21 protein-coding genes and 1 pseudogene are annotated in these 18,054 nt (G+C 69.7%); 13 read left to right on the top strand and 9 right to left on the bottom strand.

All coding sequences use genetic code 11. From position 1 onward, the window contains the following. Position 1: 1 nt before the first annotated feature. On the bottom strand, positions 2-619 hold the full coding sequence (phnH, locus tag AOZ49_RS14590) for a phosphonate C-P lyase system protein PhnH (protein WP_054428505.1): 618 nt from the start codon (positions 617-619) through the stop codon (positions 2-4). A gap of 1 nt (position 620) precedes the next feature. Next, positions 621-1,091, bottom strand: coding sequence for a phosphonate C-P lyase system protein PhnG (phnG, locus tag AOZ49_RS14585; protein WP_054476070.1), 471 nt, complete (start codon positions 1,089-1,091; stop codon positions 621-623). A gap of 184 nt (positions 1,092-1,275) precedes the next feature. Here phnG and phnF point away from each other — a divergent pair, with 184 nt between their 5' ends. From phnF to phnN, 4 genes are all read left to right on the top strand, one after another. Beyond that, complete coding sequence (gene phnF, locus AOZ49_RS14580) at positions 1,276-1,998, top strand: phosphonate metabolism transcriptional regulator PhnF (protein WP_006390823.1); 723 nt, start codon at positions 1,276-1,278, stop codon at positions 1,996-1,998. Positions 1,999-2,124: 126 nt separating this feature from the next. Beyond that, positions 2,125-3,294, top strand: coding sequence for an alpha-D-ribose 1-methylphosphonate 5-triphosphate diphosphatase (locus tag AOZ49_RS14575; RefSeq protein WP_054476069.1), 1,170 nt, complete (start codon positions 2,125-2,127; stop codon positions 3,292-3,294). Between the two features lie 2 nt (positions 3,295-3,296). Continuing rightward, entirely contained in the window at positions 3,297-4,040 is a 744-nt protein-coding gene (locus AOZ49_RS14570) for a DUF1045 domain-containing protein (RefSeq protein ID WP_054476067.1), read from the top strand. Next, positions 4,037-4,615: a phosphonate metabolism protein/1,5-bisphosphokinase (PRPP-forming) PhnN gene (phnN, locus tag AOZ49_RS14565; RefSeq protein WP_054476065.1), complete on the top strand. Its 579-nt coding sequence runs from the start codon at positions 4,037-4,039 to the stop codon at positions 4,613-4,615. Before AOZ49_RS14570 ends, phnN begins: the two co-directional genes overlap by 4 nt. A gap of 61 nt (positions 4,616-4,676) precedes the next feature. Here phnN and AOZ49_RS14560 read toward each other — a convergent pair whose 3' ends face one another. Beyond that, the gene (locus tag AOZ49_RS14560) at positions 4,677-5,636 is read right to left on the bottom strand and encodes a LysR family transcriptional regulator (RefSeq protein WP_054428510.1); all 960 of its coding nucleotides are present in this window, start codon (positions 5,634-5,636) and stop codon (positions 4,677-4,679) included. A 106-nt stretch (positions 5,637-5,742) separates the two neighbouring features. Between AOZ49_RS14560 and AOZ49_RS14555 the strand changes: the two are divergent. The 3 genes and pseudogenes from AOZ49_RS14555 to AOZ49_RS14545 all read left to right on the top strand — a co-directional run bounded on the left by AOZ49_RS14555 (position 5,743) and on the right by AOZ49_RS14545 (position 9,095). Continuing rightward, a pseudogene (locus tag AOZ49_RS14555) lies at positions 5,743-7,573 on the top strand (gamma-glutamyltransferase family protein). A gap of 56 nt (positions 7,574-7,629) precedes the next feature. Beyond that, positions 7,630-8,601: a Bug family tripartite tricarboxylate transporter substrate binding protein gene (locus tag AOZ49_RS14550; protein WP_054476063.1), complete on the top strand. Its 972-nt coding sequence runs from the start codon at positions 7,630-7,632 to the stop codon at positions 8,599-8,601. Further along, positions 8,598-9,095 (top strand): GAF domain-containing protein, encoded by a 498-nt coding sequence (locus tag AOZ49_RS14545; protein ID WP_054428513.1) that lies wholly within the window; start codon positions 8,598-8,600, stop codon positions 9,093-9,095. Before AOZ49_RS14550 ends, AOZ49_RS14545 begins: the two co-directional genes overlap by 4 nt. 31 nt (positions 9,096-9,126) lie before the next feature. On the opposite strand, the gene phnE is transcribed toward AOZ49_RS14545, so the two are convergent. The 3 genes from phnE to phnC all read right to left on the bottom strand — a co-directional run bounded on the left by phnE (position 9,127) and on the right by phnC (position 11,850). Further along, positions 9,127-9,921 (bottom strand): phosphonate ABC transporter, permease protein PhnE, encoded by a 795-nt coding sequence (gene phnE / locus AOZ49_RS14540; protein WP_054428514.1) that lies wholly within the window; start codon positions 9,919-9,921, stop codon positions 9,127-9,129. Between the two features lie 76 nt (positions 9,922-9,997). Then, entirely contained in the window at positions 9,998-10,978 is a 981-nt protein-coding gene (phnD, locus tag AOZ49_RS14535) for a phosphonate ABC transporter substrate-binding protein (RefSeq protein ID WP_054476061.1), read from the bottom strand. Positions 10,979-11,007: 29 nt separating this feature from the next. Next, on the bottom strand, positions 11,008-11,850 hold the full coding sequence (gene phnC / locus AOZ49_RS14530; RefSeq protein WP_054476058.1) for a phosphonate ABC transporter ATP-binding protein: 843 nt from the start codon (positions 11,848-11,850) through the stop codon (positions 11,008-11,010). A 196-nt stretch (positions 11,851-12,046) separates the two neighbouring features. On the opposite strand from phnC, the gene AOZ49_RS14525 reads away from it, so the two are divergent. The 5 genes from AOZ49_RS14525 (at position 12,047) to AOZ49_RS14505 (ending at position 14,809) form a co-directional block, all read left to right on the top strand. Beyond that, positions 12,047-12,478: a GFA family protein gene (locus AOZ49_RS14525; RefSeq protein WP_054476138.1), complete on the top strand. Its 432-nt coding sequence runs from the start codon at positions 12,047-12,049 to the stop codon at positions 12,476-12,478. Between the two features lie 53 nt (positions 12,479-12,531). Further along, positions 12,532-12,900, top strand: coding sequence for an ArsR/SmtB family transcription factor (locus tag AOZ49_RS14520; RefSeq protein ID WP_054476056.1), 369 nt, complete (start codon positions 12,532-12,534; stop codon positions 12,898-12,900). Continuing rightward, positions 12,893-13,432 (top strand): SRPBCC family protein, encoded by a 540-nt coding sequence (locus AOZ49_RS14515; RefSeq protein WP_054476055.1) that lies wholly within the window; start codon positions 12,893-12,895, stop codon positions 13,430-13,432. The genes AOZ49_RS14520 and AOZ49_RS14515 overlap by 8 nt, the downstream gene beginning before the upstream one ends. Positions 13,433-14,050: 618 nt before the next feature. Continuing rightward, positions 14,051-14,317, top strand: a complete 267-nt coding sequence (gene infA, locus AOZ49_RS14510; RefSeq protein WP_006390837.1) for a translation initiation factor IF-1 — start codon at positions 14,051-14,053, stop codon at positions 14,315-14,317. Between the two features lie 177 nt (positions 14,318-14,494). Then, entirely contained in the window at positions 14,495-14,809 is a 315-nt protein-coding gene (locus AOZ49_RS14505; RefSeq protein WP_054460441.1) for a hypothetical protein, read from the top strand. Positions 14,810-14,897: 88 nt separating this feature from the next. Here the strand turns inward: AOZ49_RS14505 and AOZ49_RS14500 are convergent, their stop codons facing one another. From AOZ49_RS14500 to mog, 3 genes are read right to left on the bottom strand one after another with little or no spacing between them, the layout of a single operon-like run. Then, positions 14,898-15,782 carry a peptidoglycan DD-metalloendopeptidase family protein gene (locus AOZ49_RS14500; protein ID WP_197286730.1) on the bottom strand — a complete coding sequence of 295 codons (885 nt, stop codon included), beginning with the start codon at positions 15,780-15,782 and terminating at the stop codon, positions 14,898-14,900. Then, positions 15,782-16,129 (bottom strand): hypothetical protein, encoded by a 348-nt coding sequence (locus AOZ49_RS14495; protein WP_054428521.1) that lies wholly within the window; start codon positions 16,127-16,129, stop codon positions 15,782-15,784. The genes AOZ49_RS14500 and AOZ49_RS14495 overlap by 1 nt, the downstream gene beginning before the upstream one ends. A 39-nt stretch (positions 16,130-16,168) precedes the next feature. Beyond that, complete coding sequence (gene mog, locus AOZ49_RS14490; RefSeq protein ID WP_054428522.1) at positions 16,169-16,816, bottom strand: molybdopterin adenylyltransferase; 648 nt, start codon at positions 16,814-16,816, stop codon at positions 16,169-16,171. Positions 16,817-17,095: 279 nt separating this feature from the next. Here mog and AOZ49_RS14485 point away from each other — a divergent pair. Further along, the coding region (locus AOZ49_RS14485; protein WP_054476053.1) for a D-alanyl-lipoteichoic acid biosynthesis protein DltD at positions 17,096-18,054 on the top strand (959 nt) is incomplete at its 3' end.

Below are 18,054 nucleotides of genomic sequence, written 5' to 3'. Positions count from 1 at the left end.
GTCAGCTCTCCACGCGCGTGCTGCGGGGCAGCGCGCACAGTTGCCGCCCGTGCGTCAGGAACACGTCGACGCCCAGCGGAAAACGTTGATGGTTGATGCGCCAGTCGCGCCAGAAGCCGTCCGGCAGGCCGGCGGCGCGCAGCGCCTGGCGGCTCTGGATGCCGGGGCCGGTCAGCGTGACTGCGGCGCCGGCGTCCAGCGACGCGACCTCGATCAGCAGCGTGGTGGACAGGTCCGGATAGGCCGGGTCGCCGGGATGGCACGACGCCAGCGCGGGCACGCCGCCGCCCGCCGGCACCGCCGCGAAGCGCGCCAGCGAGGCCGACGGCACCATCGGGCAGGCGCAATGGAAACGCAGGAAATCCAGCACGCTGGCGTCCAGGCCCTGCGGCAGCCACAGCGGCGTGTCCACGTCCACCAGCGTCAGCAGCAGCGCGGTCAGCGCCGGCGACAGGCCGGCCGGCACGCCGCTGGCGGCGGCCACTTCGTACACGCGGCCCGGATGCGCCATGGCGTCGAGCGCGGTGCGGAAGGTGGCCTGCGCGTCGTTCACCGGGTCCGCGAAACCCGGCAGCAGCTTGCGGCTCGCGGCCGCGGCGCCAAGAAGTTCTTGATGCATGTCAGTCCTCGCCTCGCACCATCGTGAAGAATTCGACCTTGGTCTGCGCGGCGACGCGCGCCTGGCGCTCGATGCGCTCGGCGCGTTCGCGCGCCAGCGGCTGGATCAGCTGCGCCTGCACCGTGTCGTGCCAATCGGGCAGTTGCAGCAGCGCGTCGGCCACCGCGGCCTGCTCGGCATGGCGCAGCGACCGGCCCTGCACGTAGGCGATGCCGACCACGCCGTTCTCCAGGCTGACGGCGCAGCGCGTCACCGTCATTTCGCCCAGGTTGAAGCGCGCGCCGGTGCCGCCGCTGCGGGCCCACGCCATGGCCATGCCGGTCTGCGCCGGGCGCAGCATCTGATGCGGCGGCACGCCGCCAAGCGCGCCGAACGCCCCTTCCAGCATGGCCGGATCGGCCAGTGCCAACACCCGCATCCAGGCGGCCCGTTGCGCCTGGGTTTCACCCTGCGCGGTTTGTGGATGGTCCATTGTTTCCTCTAAACGTCTAGACGACTGGATGGAGTATGATCGCGTTCAAGTGGAAGTTCAACAGCCTGGCGTGAATTTTTGATGACAGTTGCGGCGGGGACGCATTGCCTATCCCGCGCCCGCCGCTTGGTGCACAATCACAGCCATTCTTGATGAAGCTGATATGACAGCACGAGCACATCCTATGGTCGAAAGAGGTTCCGGTATCGCCGTGTGGCGACAGATCGGCGAGTCGCTGGCGGACGACATCCGCAACAAGTTGTACATGGCGGGCGAACAACTGCCCTCCGAACCGGAGCTGGCCGCCAAGTTCTCCGTCAACCGCCACACCATCCGGCGCGCCATGGGCGAACTGGAACAGAGCGGACTGGTGCGCATCGAACAGGGCCGCGGCACCTTCGTGCAGGAACACGCCATCGACTACGCCATCGGCAAGCGCACGCGCTTTTCCGAGAACCTGCGCAGCCAGGGCATGCTGGGCCATCTCGAAGCCCTGGGCAGCCAGACGCTGCGCGCGGCCGACATCGCCAAGCACCTGGGCCTGGCGCGCAACGCCCCGCTGCTGCGCGTGCAGATGGTGGGCAAGGCCGAGAACCGCCCCATCAGCGCGTCCGAACACTACTTCGACGAAAAGCGCTTCCCCGACTTCATCGAGCGCATGAACGCGCTGCGGTCGGTATCGAAGGTCTACGCCCACTACGACATCGGCGACTACACGCGCAAATGGTCGCGTATCACCGCCACGCTGCCGTCGCCGGAGGTGGCGCGCATCCTGGGCCAGCCCAAGACGCGCCCGATCCTGCAGGTCGAGGCCCTGAACGTGGACCAGGCCGGCGCGCCGTTGCAATACAGCATCACCCGTTTCGTCGGCGACCTGGTCCAGCTCATGGTGGCCGACGACAGTTGAGGCCGGCGCGCGGCGGCCGCGCGCGGCCGCTTGCGCCGTCTTGCGATTTCACTCATCTAGACATCTGGTTGTAATGCAGCACCGCTAACTTTCCCGTCATGAACCAAGCACACGCCCCCCTCGCCCCTGGCCGGTGTCACAGGCCAACGTATCCTGACCCCTCGCGGCATCGAACACGCCAGCCTGCGATTCCATGGAGGACTGATCGACGACGCCGGCGGCACGCCCGCGCGCGGCGCGGCCTGGTTCGACGCCGGCAATCTGCTGGTGCTGCCCGGCATCGTCGACCTGCATGGCGACGCCTTCGAGCGCGCCATCATGCCGCGCCCCAGCGTCACCTTCCCCTACGACGGCGCGCTGTTCGACGTCGACCGCCAGTTGCTGGCCAACGGCATCACCACCGAATTCCACGGCGTCACGCTGTCATGGGAAGGCGGCCTGCGCGGCGAAGCCTATGCCGAGCGCATGTTCGCCGCCCTCGAACGCATGCGCCACATCATGGGCGCGCGCCACTACGTGCACCTGCGTTTCGAGACCCACCACGTCGGCGGCGTCGAGACCGCCCAGCAATGGATCCGCGACGGCCGCGTGCGCTTCGTCGCGCTCAACGACCACCTGCCCAGCATGGCGCGCCGCCTGGGCGACGACCGCAAGCTGCTGCAATACGCAGACCGCGCCGAATGCGACCTGGATACCTTCCAGGAACGCATCCGCCGCGCCATGGGCGCGGCCGACGCGGTGGCCGACGCCATGCGCGAACTGACCGCCTGCGCGCAGGCGGCCGGCCTGAAGGTCGCCTCGCACGACGACCCCGACGCCGCCACCCGCCGCTACTACCACCAGCTGGGCTGCAGTGTGGCGGAATTCCCGCTGACGCGCGATGCCGCCGGCGTGGCCCGCGACCTGGGCAACTCGGTGGTGTTCGGCGCGCCCAACGTGGTGCGCGGCGGCAGCCACACCAACGCCCCCAGCGCCACCGAGATGGTGCGCGCCGGCCTGTGCGACATCCTCACTTCCGACTATTACTACCCCGCCCCGCTGGCGGCGGCGCTGCGGCTGGTGAACGACGGCGTGCTGCCGCTGGAGCAGGCCTGGAACCTGGTGTCGCTGAACCCGGCCCGCGCCGCCGGCCTGCAGGATCGCGGCGCGCTGGCGCCCAGCCTGATCGCCGACGCCATCGTGGTCGACGACCAGGTGCCCGGCCTGCCGCACGTCTGCGCCGCCATCGTCGGCGGCGAGCTGCGCTACGCCACCCGCGCTTTCGGCGACGACCGCAACCAGCGCATGGCGGCCTGACCATGCCGCTGGCCCACCGCTATGCGCTATACCTGGCCCCCACCGGCCCCTGGCGTGAACTCGGCAGCCGCTGGCTGGGCCGCTGCGCCGACACCGGCGCGGCCCTGCCGCCGCTGCCCGGCCAACCCGAGGCCGCGCGCGACTGGACCCAGGCGCCGCGCCACTACGGCCTGCACGCCACGCTGAAGCCGCCGTTCCGGCTGCGCGCCGGCGCCACGCCGCGGGACGTCGATGCCGCCGCGCGCCAGCTCGCCGCCGCCGATGACGCCTTCGGCATCCAGCTCGAATGCGAGCCGCTGCGCGGCTTCCTGGCCTGGCGCATCGCCGCCTCGGACGCCGAGGGCCGTGCCCGCATCAACGCCCTGGCCGCCGCCGCCGTGCGCGGCCTGGACGACTTGCGCGCCGCGCCCAGCGAAGACGAACTGGCCCGGCGCCAGGCGCATGCGCTCTCGCCCGAGCAGCAGGCCATGCTGGCGCGCTGGGGCTACCCGTACGTGTTCGACACTTTCACCTTCCACATCACGCTGACCGGCAAGCTCGACGGCCATGCGCTGGAACAGGCGCAGGCCGGCATCGCCGCCTTCGCCGACCCGCTGCGCGGCCAGCCCATGGCGGTTCCCGGCGTGAGCGTGTATGTGCAGCCGCGGGCGGGCGCCGACTTCATCGCGGCGCGCCACTACCACTTCGACGGCAGCCACGCCGACGCGGCGGGCGCGGCCTACCTGGAAGGACCTGCCGCGGCATGAACCCGCCCGACCCCGCCAGCGGCGCGCGCCTGATCTACCTGATGGGCGCCTCCGGCAGCGGCAAGGACACCTTGCTGCGGCTGCTGCGCGCCGGCCTGCGCGGCGACGAACCGGTGCTGGTGGCGCACCGCTACATCACGCGCGACAGCGGCGCCACCGAAGACGCGCTGCGCCTGAGCGTCGAGGAATTCGCGCGCCGCGCCGCGCTCGGCTGCTTCGCGCTGTGCTGGGCCAGCCATGGCCTGCATTACGGCATCGGCATCGAGGTCGACACCTGGCTGGACTGCGGCGCGGCCGTCATCATCAACGGTTCGCGCGCGCACCTGGCCGAGGCCCACCGGCGCTATCCGGCGCTGACCGCGGTCGAGATCACGGTCGACCCCGCGCAACTGGCGCGGCGGCTGGCGGCGCGCGGCCGCGAAACGCCCGAACAGATCGCCCAGCGCCTGCAGCGCGCCGCGCAGGATTTCCCGGTCCCCGAGGGTTGCCGCCTGCTGCGCGTCGGCAACAACGGCGCGCCCGAAGCCGCCGCCGCCGAACTGCTGGATATCGCCCGCGGCCGCCTGATCGCGTAGCCCGCGCCGGCATCGCCGCGAAACGGCCGCCGCGACGCCACGGCCGCGCCGGCCGGACGCCTCACTCCCGCGGCCGCGCGTCCGGCCCCAGGTCGGCGCACAGCTCCAGCAGGATCGCCGAGAACCACTCCTCCGCCGCCAGCGCCTGCTCGCGTCGGCGGCGGATCAGGTTGATCGGCGGCAACTCCCAGCCGAAGTCCCACGGCACCATGCCCAGCTTGCCGCGCTGGCACAGTTCGCGCGCGATGTCCTCGGGCACCACCGACATCAGCGCGGGATTGGCGCTCAGCATGCCCTCGATCACATCGGTGGAATAGGCTTCCAACACCGGCGCCGGCGAACGCAGGCCGGCGCGGATGAAGTGTTCGACGATCAGCTGGCGCGTCGGCGTGTTGACCGCCGGCAGCACCCAATCCATCTGCGCGACCGCCGCCCAATCCGCCGCTCGCCGCGCCAGGCGCTGCGCCAATCGGCTGTGCGCGATCAGGCGCGGCCGCTGGCGGTACAGCACGCGATGGGTCAGGTCGTCCTGCGCCACGGTCGAGGTCGCCCGGCTGATGATGCAATCGAGTTCCTGCCGCCGCAGCATCGGCACCAGGTGGTCGGTGGTGGCGCGGTGCAGCGTCAGGGTCACGCCGTGGCGCTGGTGCAGCCGGCCGATGGCGGCGGTCAGCAGCGCGCTCGACACGTACGGCACCACGCCCACATGCAGATGCGCCGCGCGGCCGTCGTGCAGCGCCTCGACCTCGCGCGCCCACAGGTCCAGGTCGCCCTGCATGCGGCGGGCCCGCACCAGCGCCAGTTCGCCCAGCGGGGTGGGCTGCATGCCGCGCCCGGTGCGCAGGAACAGCGGCGCGCCGAAGATGTCCTCGAGCTCGGCCAGCGCCTTGGTGGCGGCGGGCTGGCTGATGCCGGTGGCGGCCGCCACGCGGGTCAGCGTGCCGTGCTTGGCGATATTGGCCAACAGCGCCAGGTGGCGGTGGCGCAGGCGGTTGGCGAGTCGGGCGGCGTCCCAGGTCACGGCGGTCTACTCATAACTGATTGGTTATTCAATTATGCCAACAACGGACACATCAGTTATTTCACGACCCTATACTGCGCCGTATCCCCACCCCGCCCGACCGCCCATGTCCGACTTCACCACCCGCCCGGAAATCCGCGGCACCTTCGGCGTCGCCTCGTCCACCCACTGGCTGGCCTCGCAGGTCGCCATGGGCGTGCTGGAGCGCGGCGGCAACGCCTTCGACGCCGCGGTGGCCGGCGGCTTCACGCTGCAGATCGTCGAGCCGCACCTGAACGGCCCCGGCGGCGAAGTGCCGATCCTGCTGTGGAGCGAGCGGGAAGGCCGCATGCGCGCGCTGTGCGGCCAGGGGCCGGCGCCGGCGCTGGCGACGCCGGCCTATTTCCGCGGACTGGGCGTGGACCTGGTGCCCGGCATCGGGCTGCTGCCCGCCACCGTGCCCGGCGCCTTCGGCGCCTGGCTGACCCTGCTGCGCGACTACGGCACCTGGGAACTGGCCGACGTGCTGCGCCCGGCCATCGACTACGCCCGCAACGGTTTTCCGCTGGTGCCGCGCATCTCGCAGGCCATCCTCGCGGTGCAGGCCCTGTTCCGCGACGAGTGGACCAGCTCGGCCGCCGTCTGGCTGCCCGACGGCAAGGTGCCCGCGCCCGGCGCGCTGCTGCGCACGCCGGCCATCGCCGCCACCTACACCCGCATCCTGGACGAAGCCCACGCGGCGGCGACCGACCGCGCCGGCCGCATCGACGCCGCGCTGGCCATCTGGTACCGCGGCTTCGTCGCCGACGAGATCGACGCCTACTACACCCATGAAGCGGTGCGCGACACCACCGGCCAGCGCAATCGCGGCCTGCTGCGCAAGGCCGACCTGGCCGACTGGCGCGCCCGCTACGACGATCCGGTCACGCTGCAATACGGCCGCTACACGGTTGCCAAGTGCGGCGTCTGGTCGCAAGGCCCGGTTCACCTGCAGCAGCTGGCGCTGCTGCGCCACCTGCAAATGGACGGGCTGGACCCGGCCTCGCCGCAATTCGTGCACCGCATCGCCGAGGCCGCCAAGCTGGCCTTCGCCGACCGCGCCGCCTGGTACGGCGATCCCGATTTCGTCGACGTGCCGCTGGCCGCGCTGCTGAGCGACGACTACGCCCGCGCGCGCCGCCGCCATCGGCCCGCGCGCCGCCACCACGCTGCAACCCGGCTCCCCCGCGGGCCGCGCGCCGCGCCTGCCCGACCTGGAGGTCGCCGCCCGCACCCTGGCCGCGTCCGACACCCGCTTCGGCGTGGGCGAGCCGACCTTCGCGGCGCTGCCGCCGGTGGCCGAATGGGCCGCGCGCGAGATCTTCGTCGGCGACACCTGCCAGATCGACGTCATCGACCGCGACGGCAACATGGTCGCGGCCACGCCGTCCGGCGGCTGGCTGTCGTCCAGCCCGGTGGTGCCGGCGCTGGGCTTTCCGCTGACCACGCGGCTGCAGATGACCTGGCTGGACGACGGCGTGCCCGGCCAGCTGCAACCCGGCAAGCGGCCCGGCACCACGCTGTCGCCCGGCCTGGCGCTGCGCGACGGCCAGCCCTACATGGCCTTCGGCACGCCCGGCGGCGACCAGCAGGACCAGTGGACCGTGTCCTTCTTCCTGCGCCACGCCATGGGCCTGAACCTGCAGCAGGCGATCGACGCGCCGTCCTGGCACATCGACCATTTCCCGGGCTCGTTCTGGCCGCGTTCGCTGACGCTGAACCGCCTGACCGTCGAAGGCCGCCTGCCCGAGGCCACGCGGCAGGCGCTGCGCGAGGCCGGCCACGACGTGCGCGTCGGCCCCGACTGGTCCGAAGGCCACATCAGCGCCTGCACCCGCGAACCGGCGGCCGGCGGCGGCCTGTTGCTGCGCGCCGCCGCCAACCCGCGCGGCATGCAGGGCTACGCGGTCGGCCGATGAACCGATTTTCCATCCAGCCGGCGACGAGACCGGCCTTATCGCAAGGGGTAAACACCATGAAGACCATCCGACGACTGTTGCGCGCCTGCGCCCTGACCCTGGCTTGCGCCGCGCCCGCGCTGGCGCACGCCGCCTGGCCCGAAAAGCCGATCACGCTGATCGTGCCGTGGGCCGCCGGCGGCTCCACCGACATCCTGGCGCGCGTGCTGTCCGAAGGACTGACGCAATCGCTCGGCCAACCCGTCATCGTCGAGAACCGCTCGGGCGCCTCGGGCAACATCGGCAGCACCTTCGTCGCGCGCGCCAAGCCCGACGGCTACACGCTGCTGGTCGGCTCGATGAGCACCCACACCATGAACCAGGCGCTGTACAGCAGCATGCCGTTCGACGGCGCCAAGGACTTCACGCCCATCGCCGAACTGGCGCTGGTCACCAACACGATGGTGGTGCACCCCTCGGTGCCGGCCAGCAACGTCAAGGAATTCATCGACTACGTCAAGGCCAATCCCGACAAGGTGGCCTACGCCTCGGCCGGCCAGGGCTCGACCAACCACCTGAGCGCCGCGCTGTTCGAGAAGGCCGCCGGCGTGAAGATGATGCACATCCCCTACCGCGGCGGCGCGCCCGCGGTGCTGGACACCGTGGCCGGCCGCACCCAGGTGCTGTTCAGCGCCGGCACGCAGACCCTGCCGCACGTGCAGACCGGCAAGCTCAAGCTGCTGGCCGTCACCGAAGAACAACGCTCGCCGCTGCTGCCCGACGTGCCGACCGTGGCCGAGACCCTGCCCGGCTACGAACTGTCGGTCTGGTACGGCGCCTTCGGCCCGGCCGGCATGCCGCCGGCGCTGACGACGCGCCTGAACCAGGAAATCAACAAGATCCTCAAGCGCCCCGACGTCATCAAGAAGATGGGCGACATGGGCGTGCTGCTGCTGGACACCACGCCGGAGCAGTTCGGCCAGGTGCTGGCGCGCGACGCCGACAAATACGGCAAGCTGATCAAGGAACTGGGAATCACCGCCGAATGAGCCTCACGTCCGACACTCCCGCCGTAGAGCGCCTGGCGCAGGCCTATGCCGAGGCCTCGGCCCCGGCCGCCTTCGCCGCGCTCGACGCCCATGCCCATGGCACGCTGGGGCACACGCTGTGCACCATCAACCGCCACGACGCCGAACAAATGCGGGTGGTGCGGCTGTACAGCTCCAATCCCGCGGCCTATCCCCCCGGCGGCAGCAAGGACAAGCGCGGCACCGCCTGGGGCCGCCACGTCCTGCTCGAACGCAAGGTCTTCATCGGCGAGGGGGTCGACGCGATCCGCGAGTTCTTCGACGACCACGACGCCATCCAGGCGCTCGGCCTGCGGTCGGTGATCAACGTGCCGGTGGTGTTCGACGGCGCCTGCCTGGGCACCGTCAACTTCCTGATGCCGCGCGCGGCGCTGACGCCGGCCGACCTCGCCGCCGCCCGGCTGGCGGGCCTGCTGGCCCTGCCGGCCTTCCTGGCGCTGACACCGGCCGGTTGAACAAAGGGGGCGCCACGACGCGCCCCCTGGCTCAGATCAGCGCGCGGCGGATGCGGGCCGAGGCCATGTCGATCACGACCACGAAGCCGACGATGATGATCATCACCGCGCAGGTCTCGGCGTAGCGGAAGCTGCGGATGATCTCCCACAGCACGGTGCCGATGCCGCCGGCGCCGACGATGCCCACCACCGAGGCCGAGCGCACGTTCGACTCGAAGCGGTACAGCGAATACGAGATCCACAGCGGCAGCACCTGCGGGATCACGCCATAGACGATCTCTTCGAGCGCATTGGCGCCGGTGGCGCGCACGCCCTCCACCGGGCGCGGGTCGATGGCCTCGACCGCCTCGGAGAACAGCTTGGCCAGCACGCCGGTGGTATGCACCCACAGCGCCAGCACGCCGGCGAAGGGCCCCAGGCCCACCGCCACGATGAACAGCATCGCGAACACCATTTCATTGATGGCGCGGCAGGCGTCCATCAGGCGCCGCATCGGCTGGTAGACCCAGGCCGGCACCATGTTCGACGAGCACAGCAGCCCCAGCGGCACCGCCACCACGATCGCCAGGAACGTGCCCCACACCGCGATCTGCACCGTCACCACCATCTCGTCCAGGTACATGCGCCAGTCGCGGAAATTGGGCGGGAAGAAGTCGGCGGCGAACTGGGCCATGTTGCCCGAGTCCCGCAACAGGTCCAGCGGCCGCATGTCGGCGCCGCGCCAGGACATCACCAGCAGCGCCAGCACGAAGGCCCATACGAGCAGGACCGGCAGCGACGAGCGCGGGGCGGCGGGGGAACGGGAAGAAGGCACGGCCAGGGTCATGAGGATTCCGGAGGTGAAAAATCGGATGGACGCGCGCCGGCGCTTGCGGGGCAGGCGCCGGCGCGGCGCGGCATCGTTACTGCTTGGCGGTCGGCTGGCCCAGGCTGGCCAGCTTGGCGTCCAGGTCGGCCAGCTGCTTCTGCTTCTCGGCCTGGCCGATGGTGGCGTCGGCTTCGATCTTGGCCTTCTCGCGCGCCAGTTCGATCTGGCGGATCGGCACCAGCTGCTGGTTGTCCGAGGCGCGGAAGCCCTGGTAGGTCAGCGCCTTCAGGTTGGCCATTTCGCGCGCGGCGTCCTTGCCCTTGCCGTAGTTGACGAAGAAGTCTCGGATCTTGGCTTTCATGTCGGCCGGCAGGTCGGTGCGCATGACCAGCGGATCGGCCGGGATCAGCGGCGACTTCCACAGGATGCGCACGCTGTCGTTGGCGTCCTTGCCGGTGTTCAGGCGATAGCGCTCCAGCGCCTCGGTGTTGTTGACGGCCACGTCCACCTGCTTGTTGATGACCGACAGCAGATTGGTTTCGTGGTTGCTGACGCGCACGGCCTTGAAGAAGGTCTTCGGCTCGATCTTGTTGGCGCCCCACAGGTAGTAGCCCGGCACGGCGGTGCCCGAGGTCGAGTTGGGGTCGCCGGCGCCGTAGGTCAGCTGGCCGCGGCGCTTGAGCAGATCGTCCAGGGTCTTGATGTCGCTGTCCTTGTTGACGATCAGCAGCGACCAGTAGCCCGGGTTGCCGTCCTTGTCGATCACCGAGGCGAACACTTCGCCGCTGGCGCGGTCGACCGCTTCGATGGCGGCCTTGTTGCCGTACCAGGCCATCTGCACCTTGTTGAAGCGCATGCCTTCGATGATGCCGGCGTAGTCGGAAGCGAAGAACGGCTTGACCGGCACGCCGATGGCGCGGCTCAGGTCGTCGATGACGGGCTGCCAGACCGACTTCAGGTTGGTCGACGATTCCGTCGAGATGATGCCGAAGTTCAGCGTCTTGGCGTCTTGCGCATGGACTTGCGTGGACAAGGCGGCAGCGGCGATCAGGGCAACAAAGGTTCTGCGTAGCATGGAAAGCTCCGGGTAGGGAACGGGTAAGGTCAGGCCGCGTAGGCCTGTTGGGAAAGCGGCGCCAGGCCCGGCAGGGGCTGAGCTTGCGGCGCATATTCGGGAAGCAGCTCGCTCAGTTCCGAGCCGTACAGGTCGCGCAGCATGGCCGGCGTCAGGTCGGCCGAGGGGCCGTCGTAGACCACCTTGCCGTGGCGCAGCGCCACCACCCGCGGGCAGTAGCGCAGGGCCACGTCGACCTGGTGCAGCGAGACCACCACGGCCACCTTGCGGCTGCGGTTGATGTGCGCCAGCGTGTCCATCACGCGGCGCGAGGACTCGGGATCGAGCGAGGCGATCGGCTCATCGGCCAGGATCACGCGGGCGTTCTGCACCAGCGTGCGGGCGATGGCGGCGCGCTGCTGCTGGCCGCCGGACAGCGTCGAGGCACGCTGAAATGCATAGTCGTCTATACCAACCTGGGCAAGAGCGTCGAGGCCCTGGCGGACTTCATCGCGCAGGAACACGCGCGTCAGGCTGCGCCACATCGGCACCCGCGGCAGCAGGCCGGTCAGCACGTTGGTGATCACCGGCAGGCGGCCCACCAGGTTGAACTGCTGGAACACGAAACCGATGCTGGCGCGCGCGCCGCGCACCTTGCGCGACAGGCGGCCATGGCGCTGGATCAGCTGGCCATTGACCGTGACGCTGCCCTGCCCGGCGTCGCCGACCACGAAGCCCGCCAGATGGCGCAGCAGCGTCGACTTGCCCGAGCCCGAGGCGCCCAGCAGCGCCACCATCTCGCCGTCGGCCACGCGCAGGTCGACGTTGTCCAGCGCCCGCGCGCCGGGATGGAAGGACTTGCTGAGCCCCTGTACTTCGATGGCGTATGTCATCGTTGAAACCCCTTGGATTGGTTCATTCGCGCATTCTGTTTTCGCGGCATGACAGCGCGATGACCTGACGATCGAATCATTTGGCTGAAAATAGGGGTCATGGCAACCGACTGAAAGACATCCGTCATATATGGCCGCGCCACTGTCGCGGCCGGCGGGTATATTCAAGGAATCCCCCTTCCGACAGGCGGTCATCATGCTCAACGGTTCCTGCCTCTGCGGCCGCGTTGCCTACCAGATCACCGGTCCGCTCACCGACGCCCTCAACTGCCATTGCGCCATGTGCCGCAAGTCGCACGGCGCCGCCTTCCGCAGCCGAGCCACCGTCCAGGCCAAGGATTTCGCCTGGACCAAGGGGGAAAACCACGTCACCTGGTATTGCTCGTCGCCGGGCAACTACCGCGGCTTCTGTGAAGCCTGCGGCACGCCGCTGCTCAGCCGCTTCGACCAGACGCCCGACATCTACGGCCTGCCGCTGGGCGCGCTGGACGACGACCCCGGTATCAAGCCGGGCGCGCACTGTCACGTGGCCAGCAAGGCGCCCTGGTTCGACATCATCGACACCCTGCCGCAGTACCCCGAAGCCTACGAGGACGCGGAAACGGCGCTGCCCCACGCCGTTACATAAAAATTCAACCAAGAAGTTGAATTTTGATCGGGAGGACGGCTATATTCAACCCTATGGTTGAATCACTGCCTCCTCCGTCCCTCGATGCCGTCTTTCGCGCGCTGGCCGATCCCACGCGCCGCGACATGCTGCAGCGCCTGGCCGGCGGAGACCGGACCATCGGTGAACTGGCCGCGCCCCTGCGCATGAGTTTCGCCGGCGCCTCCAAGCACGTGCAGGCGCTGGAACGGGCCGGCCTGCTGCGGCGGACCGTCAACGGCCGCAGCCACGTATGCAGCCTGAATCCGGCCCCGATGGCCGAAGCCATGCAATGGCTGCGCTTCTATGAACATTTCTGGTCGGGTCGGCTGGACGCGCTCGAAGCCGCGCTGGCCGCCCATGCGCCCCCCCGACCGCCTCCCTCGGAGAGCCAACATGAGTGATTACGGTGTCGTCACCAGCCCCGCGTCCCTTTGCTTTACCCGTATCCTGCCCGCCAGCGTGGAACGGGTCTGGGCCTTCCTGACCGAATCCGACAAGCGCGGACTGTGGCTGGCGAGCGGCGACATGGAGCTGCGCGAAGGCGGCGGCGTCACGCTGCGCTTCGTGCACGCCGACCTGTCTTCCGTGGCCGAGCCCACGCCCGAGCCCTACAAGCCCTATGAAAACGGCGTCACCACGCACGGCGTCATCACCCGGTGCGAGCCGCCGCGGCTGCTGGCGTTCACCTGGGGCGGCTCGCAGGGCCAGCCATCGGAAGTGACGTTCGAGCTGTCGCCGCAAGGCGATGGCACCCGCCTGGTGCTGACCCACCGCAAGCTGGCCTCGCGCGCCGACATGATCGACGTGGCCGGCGGCTGGCACGCGCACCTGGGCGTGCTGTCCGCGCGCCTGGCGGGCCGCGAGCCGGGCCCGTTCTGGTCTGCGCTGCTGCGCTGGGAAACGGACTACCAGGCGCGCATTCCGGCGCAATAAGGGACGCCATTCCCGCCCCGCGCCTGTCGGGGCGGGACCACCGTTCCTTCCCCGTTATTCCCGCGGCCGGATCCGCCGCCGCACAGTCGTTCAATAGCAACTATCACGCCTTCAGGGCGGATAAAAACTGGCTAATCATTGCGCTTTGCAGTAACATAAGTCCGTGATTTTTCCGCAAAAACCGGGCTTCGTTCACAACATTGAGTGCCAACCCACGGTGGCAGTCTGAGTACCTACCCGCAGTGGCGGGTCAGGACGGACTTTCGCCCGGCATTCCCGCGACGCTGCAACCGGTTTTCTTGGGTGAAACCTGCCCTCGCCCCGTGGCGCAACCCGCGTCGCCCGGTATCGCAGCAGACACTCCAACCCGCTTCTTCCGGCGACGCGCCACAAACGCCGACCCGCGACCAAGCTGCGCATCACGCGCACACTGCCCTCGCGGCGCGAGTATCCGTCATTTCAGACATCCACTTGGGATGCCGTGGCCCATACCCGCGCTTGCCCGGACGTTTTACGTTCAACCGCTGGACCTGGCTAACAGAGTCCGACGCGCTCGCCATCCCCGGGTGGCGCGCCATGCCGACGGCATGGCGGCGCGTATTGATCAAGGAGTAGAGAATGGCTAAAGAAGAACTCATCGAACTGGACGGCATCGTTGACGAAGTGCTGCCCGATAGCCGCTACCGCGTCACGCTGGACAACGGCATCGAAGTCGGCGCCTACGCCTCGGGCCGCATCCGCAAGCACCGCATCCGCATCCTGGCCGGTGACCGCGTCACGCTGGAAATGTCGCCGTACGACCTGACCAAGGGCCGCATCAACTTCCGCCACAAGGACGAGCGCGGCCCCGCCCCGACCAGCCGTCCCCAGCAGTACCGCCGCTGAGCCGCGGGGCCGGCGTCCTCGCCGGCCTGCCGTCGCCACGGCGGGCGCCCTGCCGCGGGTTGCCCCATGGCCTTAAACTCGCGCGCGCCCTGCCGTAGTAATGCGCAAGACCCCGGTTCGTGAAAGAATGGCGCTCCCCCGGCGCCAGGCCCGGCGGAACACGCATGAAGCAGCAAGATGGATCTGACACAGGAATTGAAAGAAGCGGCCGACCAGCTCTCCCTGACGCGAAGACGATTCGCCAAGGGGGAAGAAGGCCTGCGCCTGCTGCATCAATCGCGTGAAGCGTTCATCAACAGCCTGCGCAATACCGGCCTGACCTACGCCGAGGCCAAGACCAAGTACGACAACTGCCTGGACGAGCAGGAAGTGCAGCTGCACGGCATGCTGGACCAGATGATGTACGCCGAGCGCATGCACCAGTACGTCCTGCATCGCATCTCCCTGCAGCAGCCGCAGGACGCGCCCGCGCCGCAAGCGGCCACCGCCTGAAGGCGGCCCGGCCTTTTCCCCAGCCATCGAGTTTCACAGCGGCGCCGACGCCCGGCGCGGCCTTGCCGCGCCTGCGGGCCTCGCTGCGTCAGGGCTTGAAGGCGCCGATGAAGATCGCGGGATCGACCCGCGCATCGTTCAGGCTGACGTTCCAGTGCAGGTGCGGGCCGGTCGCCCGGCCGGTCGCGCCGACCTTGCCCACCACCCCGCCCCGCGCCACGGCGTCGCCCACCTTCACGTCGATCGCCGACATGTGGCAGAACATGCTCACGAAGCCCTGGCCATGGTCCAGGAAGACGGTCTTGCCGTTGAAGAAATAATCCCCCACCAGCGACACCACGCCCGCGGCCGGCGCCTTGATCGGCGTGCCGGCGGGCACGGCGAAATCCAGGCCGGAATGCGGATTGCGCTCTTCGCCGTTGAAGAAGCGACGCAGGCCGAACGGGCTGGACAGGCGGCCGCCGCTGACCGGGCGGTCAAGCAGCAGGTTGCTGGGCGTGACGCCGGCGCGGTAGGCGCGGTTGGCGGCGCTCTGCTCGGCCATCTCGCGCTCGATGCGCTTCATGTCGTCGGGATCGGGATTGACCTGGCGCGGATTCTTCAGCGTGATGTGCTGCGCCACGTATTCCTTGGCGCGCACGGTGAACGGCAGCTGGCGCGCGCCGGCGCCGTCGCGCACGGAAATTTCCTGCGGGCCCGGCTTGACCGCCAGCGGGATGCCCACGACGGCGATCCACTGCTTGCCGTCTTCGCGCACCACCAGCACGCGGCGATCGCGATAAGTGACCTCGGGCGCCGTCGCCGCGTCGCCCAGCGCCAGCACGGCGACGCCGCCAGGCACCGGCGCATTGAGCTTGCGGCTGATGAAACCGCCCTGCTCTGCGGCCGGCGCCTGCCTGGCGCGCACCGGCAGGGCCAGGCACACCGCGGCCGCGGCCAGGCCCAGCCGCAGCATGTCTCGGCGTTGCGGCATCACTGCTGCAGGCACAGGTTGGCCGGTTCGATCAGGGTCTGGTCGCGACGCGCGATGCGGGTCGACAGGCGGGCCTCGGTCTTGCCCTTCCAGGTGGTGGTGGTCAGCACCGCCTCGACGCCCAGGCTGTCCGACTGGATCAGCTCGAAGCCGTTGCGCACTGCCTTGCGCTCGAAGCGCACGCCCTGGTCCTTCCAGGCCGCGGCGACACAGTTGGTGTATTCGTCGGCCGTGCGCTGGGTCGAGCCGTAGAACACCGGATCGCGGTCGCGGACGTCTTTGACGTTGGCGCAGGCCGACACGGCGAGCACGACGGCGGTAAGGGACAAGGCGGTACGGACCTTCATATCAGGACTCTCTGGCAATGAATGGGAAGAGGCGGCCAACTATACCGCAGCGTCCGGCGACGGTTGCGGGCGGCGCGCCGATTTGGGGCGGAACGCGGCGATGACCTCGGGACGGGTCTCGGCATAGGGCCCGCCAATCAGGTCGATGCAATAGGGAATGGCGGCGAAGATGCCCGGCACCAGCGTCGATCCGTCATCGGCCTTCAGGCCTTCGAGGGTCTCGCGGATCGCCTTGGGCTGGCCCGGCAGGTTCACGATCAGGGCAGCGTGCGCGGGCCGTTCGCGGATCACGGCGACCTGCCGCGACAGGATAGCGGTGGGCACGAAGCGCAGGCTGATCTGGCGCATCTGCTCGCCGAAGCCCGGCATTTCCTTGGTGCCGACCGCCAGCGTGGCCTCGGGCGTGACGTCGCGGCGCGCCGGGCCGGTGCCGCCGGTGGTCAGGACCAGGTCGCAGCCACAGGTGTCGACCAGCTCGATCAGCGTCTCGGAGATGCGGGCGGTTTCGTCGGGGATCAGCCGGTCCACCGCCTGCCACGGCGAGGCCAGCGCGCCGCCCAGCCAGGCGCGCAGGGACGGCAGGCCCTCGTCCTGGTAGGCGCCGGCCGACGCGCGGTCGGAAATCGACACCAGGCCGATGATCAGTTCGTCGGGATGGCGGCGGGCGATACGGGTAGGGGCGGTCATGGGCGCTCGGGCGTGGAGTGGGCGGAAGGCGCGGGGCACGGACGCCGCCGGCGGACCGGGGCGCGGTCAATCCTGGAAATCCAGGACCCCGCCAGACAAGGATGCTATCGCATTCTCCGCCGGGCAGCCGGCCGGGGGTGCCGGTCCCCCTGTGGCAAAAAGGGGAATCCGCGGGCACCCGCGGGTTTGCGCGCTTGTCTCGGTCATGGGGGCTGGATAACATCCGCTCACAATCTTCTCTTTCACCCCGATCCGCGCGCCGCGCCTTCCTGGTTCCTCATGTTCACACGCACCCTTGGGCAGCATGCGCTGGCGGCGGCGCTGGCCTTGTCCGTCGCGCTGGCCGCGGGCTGGGGCGCCTGGCACTGGCTGGCCCTGCGCACCGGGCCCTGCGCCGAAGCGGCGACGGGCGTCTATATCCACAACCTCGGCAACACCCTCGAAGACCAGACCCGCAACCTGTCGCGGCTGAGCCAGGCGCTGCGCACCGGCGACCGGCTGGTGGTGCTGGGCTCGTCCGAGCTGACCAGCACCGACCTGCGCTTCGTGCCCTACCGCTTCCTGGCCGACGAGCTGCGCATGCCGGTCATGGCCTACGGCCATTCGGGCTTCCAGTCGCTGGGCATGCAGCTGGTGCTGGCGGCGCTGGCCGACGACCTCTCGTCCGCCTCGCGCGTCGTCATCATGGTGTCGCCGGGGTGGTTCGACGGCGACGGCGGGCTGGGCCCGGATGAATTCCGCGAGCATGCCAATCCCCTGCTGCCGCGCCTGCTGCGCCAGCCCGAGGGCCGCGAACAGGTGGCGCGCTGGCTGCGCGACAAGGGCGACGCCCGGGTGGCATGGTCGATGGCGGCCGAGCAGGCCTATGTCTTCCGCCAGCGGCTGATCGGACTGTGGACGCCCGCGCACGCCGCCCCCGCGCCCGAGCAGGAAGCCGCCGGTCCGACGGCGGCGGCCCGGGTGGTGGACTGGGACGCCCTGGCGCGCGAGGCCCAGGAAGCCGAACAGGCGCAGATGACGCGCAACCGCTACGCGGTGCGCGACGATTTCTTCGACAAGTACCTGCAGACGGTCGCGGCCGGCGGCAAGACCGCCTTCCAGCCGCAACCGCTGACCGGCAAGGACGAACTGCGCGAGCTGGAAGCGCTGATGCGGCTGCTGCGCAACCACGGCGTCAACGCGCTGTTCGTGATGCAGCCGCTGCACCCGATGGTCTTCAGGGACCTGGACCGCTTCAC

The sequence above is a fragment of the Achromobacter sp. 2789STDY5608615 genome (assembly GCF_001298995.1).
In the GTDB taxonomy this organism is placed as follows: Bacteria; Pseudomonadota; Gammaproteobacteria; order Burkholderiales; family Burkholderiaceae_B; genus Achromobacter; species Achromobacter insuavis.
The sequence above is the reverse complement of the archived record's forward strand: the minus strand, read 5'-3'. Positions and strand labels throughout refer to the sequence as shown.

Bases quoted from the DNA above. Each gene is read 5' to 3' on its own strand.
- phnN (WP_054476065.1), top strand. From the start codon at position 4,037: ATGAACCCGCCCGACCCCGCCAGCGGCGCGCGCCTGATCTACCTGATG.
- AOZ49_RS14505 (WP_054460441.1), top strand. From the start codon at position 14,495: ATGGATCTGACACAGGAATTGAAAGAAGCGGCCGACCAGCTCTCCCTG.
- AOZ49_RS14500 (WP_197286730.1), bottom strand. From the start codon at position 15,782: ATGCCGCAACGCCGAGACATGCTGCGGCTGGGCCTGGCCGCGGCCGCG.
- AOZ49_RS14550 (WP_054476063.1), top strand. From the start codon at position 7,630: ATGAAGACCATCCGACGACTGTTGCGCGCCTGCGCCCTGACCCTGGCT.
- phnC (WP_054476058.1), bottom strand. From the start codon at position 11,850: ATGACATACGCCATCGAAGTACAGGGGCTCAGCAAGTCCTTCCATCCC.
- phnG (WP_054476070.1), bottom strand. From the start codon at position 1,091: ATGGACCATCCACAAACCGCGCAGGGTGAAACCCAGGCGCAACGGGCC.
- phnF (WP_006390823.1), top strand. From the start codon at position 1,276: ATGGTCGAAAGAGGTTCCGGTATCGCCGTGTGGCGACAGATCGGCGAG.
- mog (WP_054428522.1), bottom strand. From the start codon at position 16,816: ATGACCGCCCCTACCCGTATCGCCCGCCGCCATCCCGACGAACTGATC.
- AOZ49_RS14515 (WP_054476055.1), top strand. From the start codon at position 12,893: ATGAGTGATTACGGTGTCGTCACCAGCCCCGCGTCCCTTTGCTTTACC.
- AOZ49_RS14545 (WP_054428513.1), top strand. From the start codon at position 8,598: ATGAGCCTCACGTCCGACACTCCCGCCGTAGAGCGCCTGGCGCAGGCC.
- AOZ49_RS14525 (WP_054476138.1), top strand. From the start codon at position 12,047: ATGCTCAACGGTTCCTGCCTCTGCGGCCGCGTTGCCTACCAGATCACC.
- AOZ49_RS14570 (WP_054476067.1), top strand. From the start codon at position 3,297: ATGCCGCTGGCCCACCGCTATGCGCTATACCTGGCCCCCACCGGCCCC.
- infA (WP_006390837.1), top strand. From the start codon at position 14,051: ATGGCTAAAGAAGAACTCATCGAACTGGACGGCATCGTTGACGAAGTG.
- phnE (WP_054428514.1), bottom strand. From the start codon at position 9,921: ATGACCCTGGCCGTGCCTTCTTCCCGTTCCCCCGCCGCCCCGCGCTCG.
- phnD (WP_054476061.1), bottom strand. From the start codon at position 10,978: ATGCTACGCAGAACCTTTGTTGCCCTGATCGCCGCTGCCGCCTTGTCC.
- AOZ49_RS14520 (WP_054476056.1), top strand. From the start codon at position 12,532: ATGGTTGAATCACTGCCTCCTCCGTCCCTCGATGCCGTCTTTCGCGCG.
- AOZ49_RS14495 (WP_054428521.1), bottom strand. From the start codon at position 16,129: ATGAAGGTCCGTACCGCCTTGTCCCTTACCGCCGTCGTGCTCGCCGTG.
- phnH (WP_054428505.1), bottom strand. From the start codon at position 619: ATGCATCAAGAACTTCTTGGCGCCGCGGCCGCGAGCCGCAAGCTGCTG.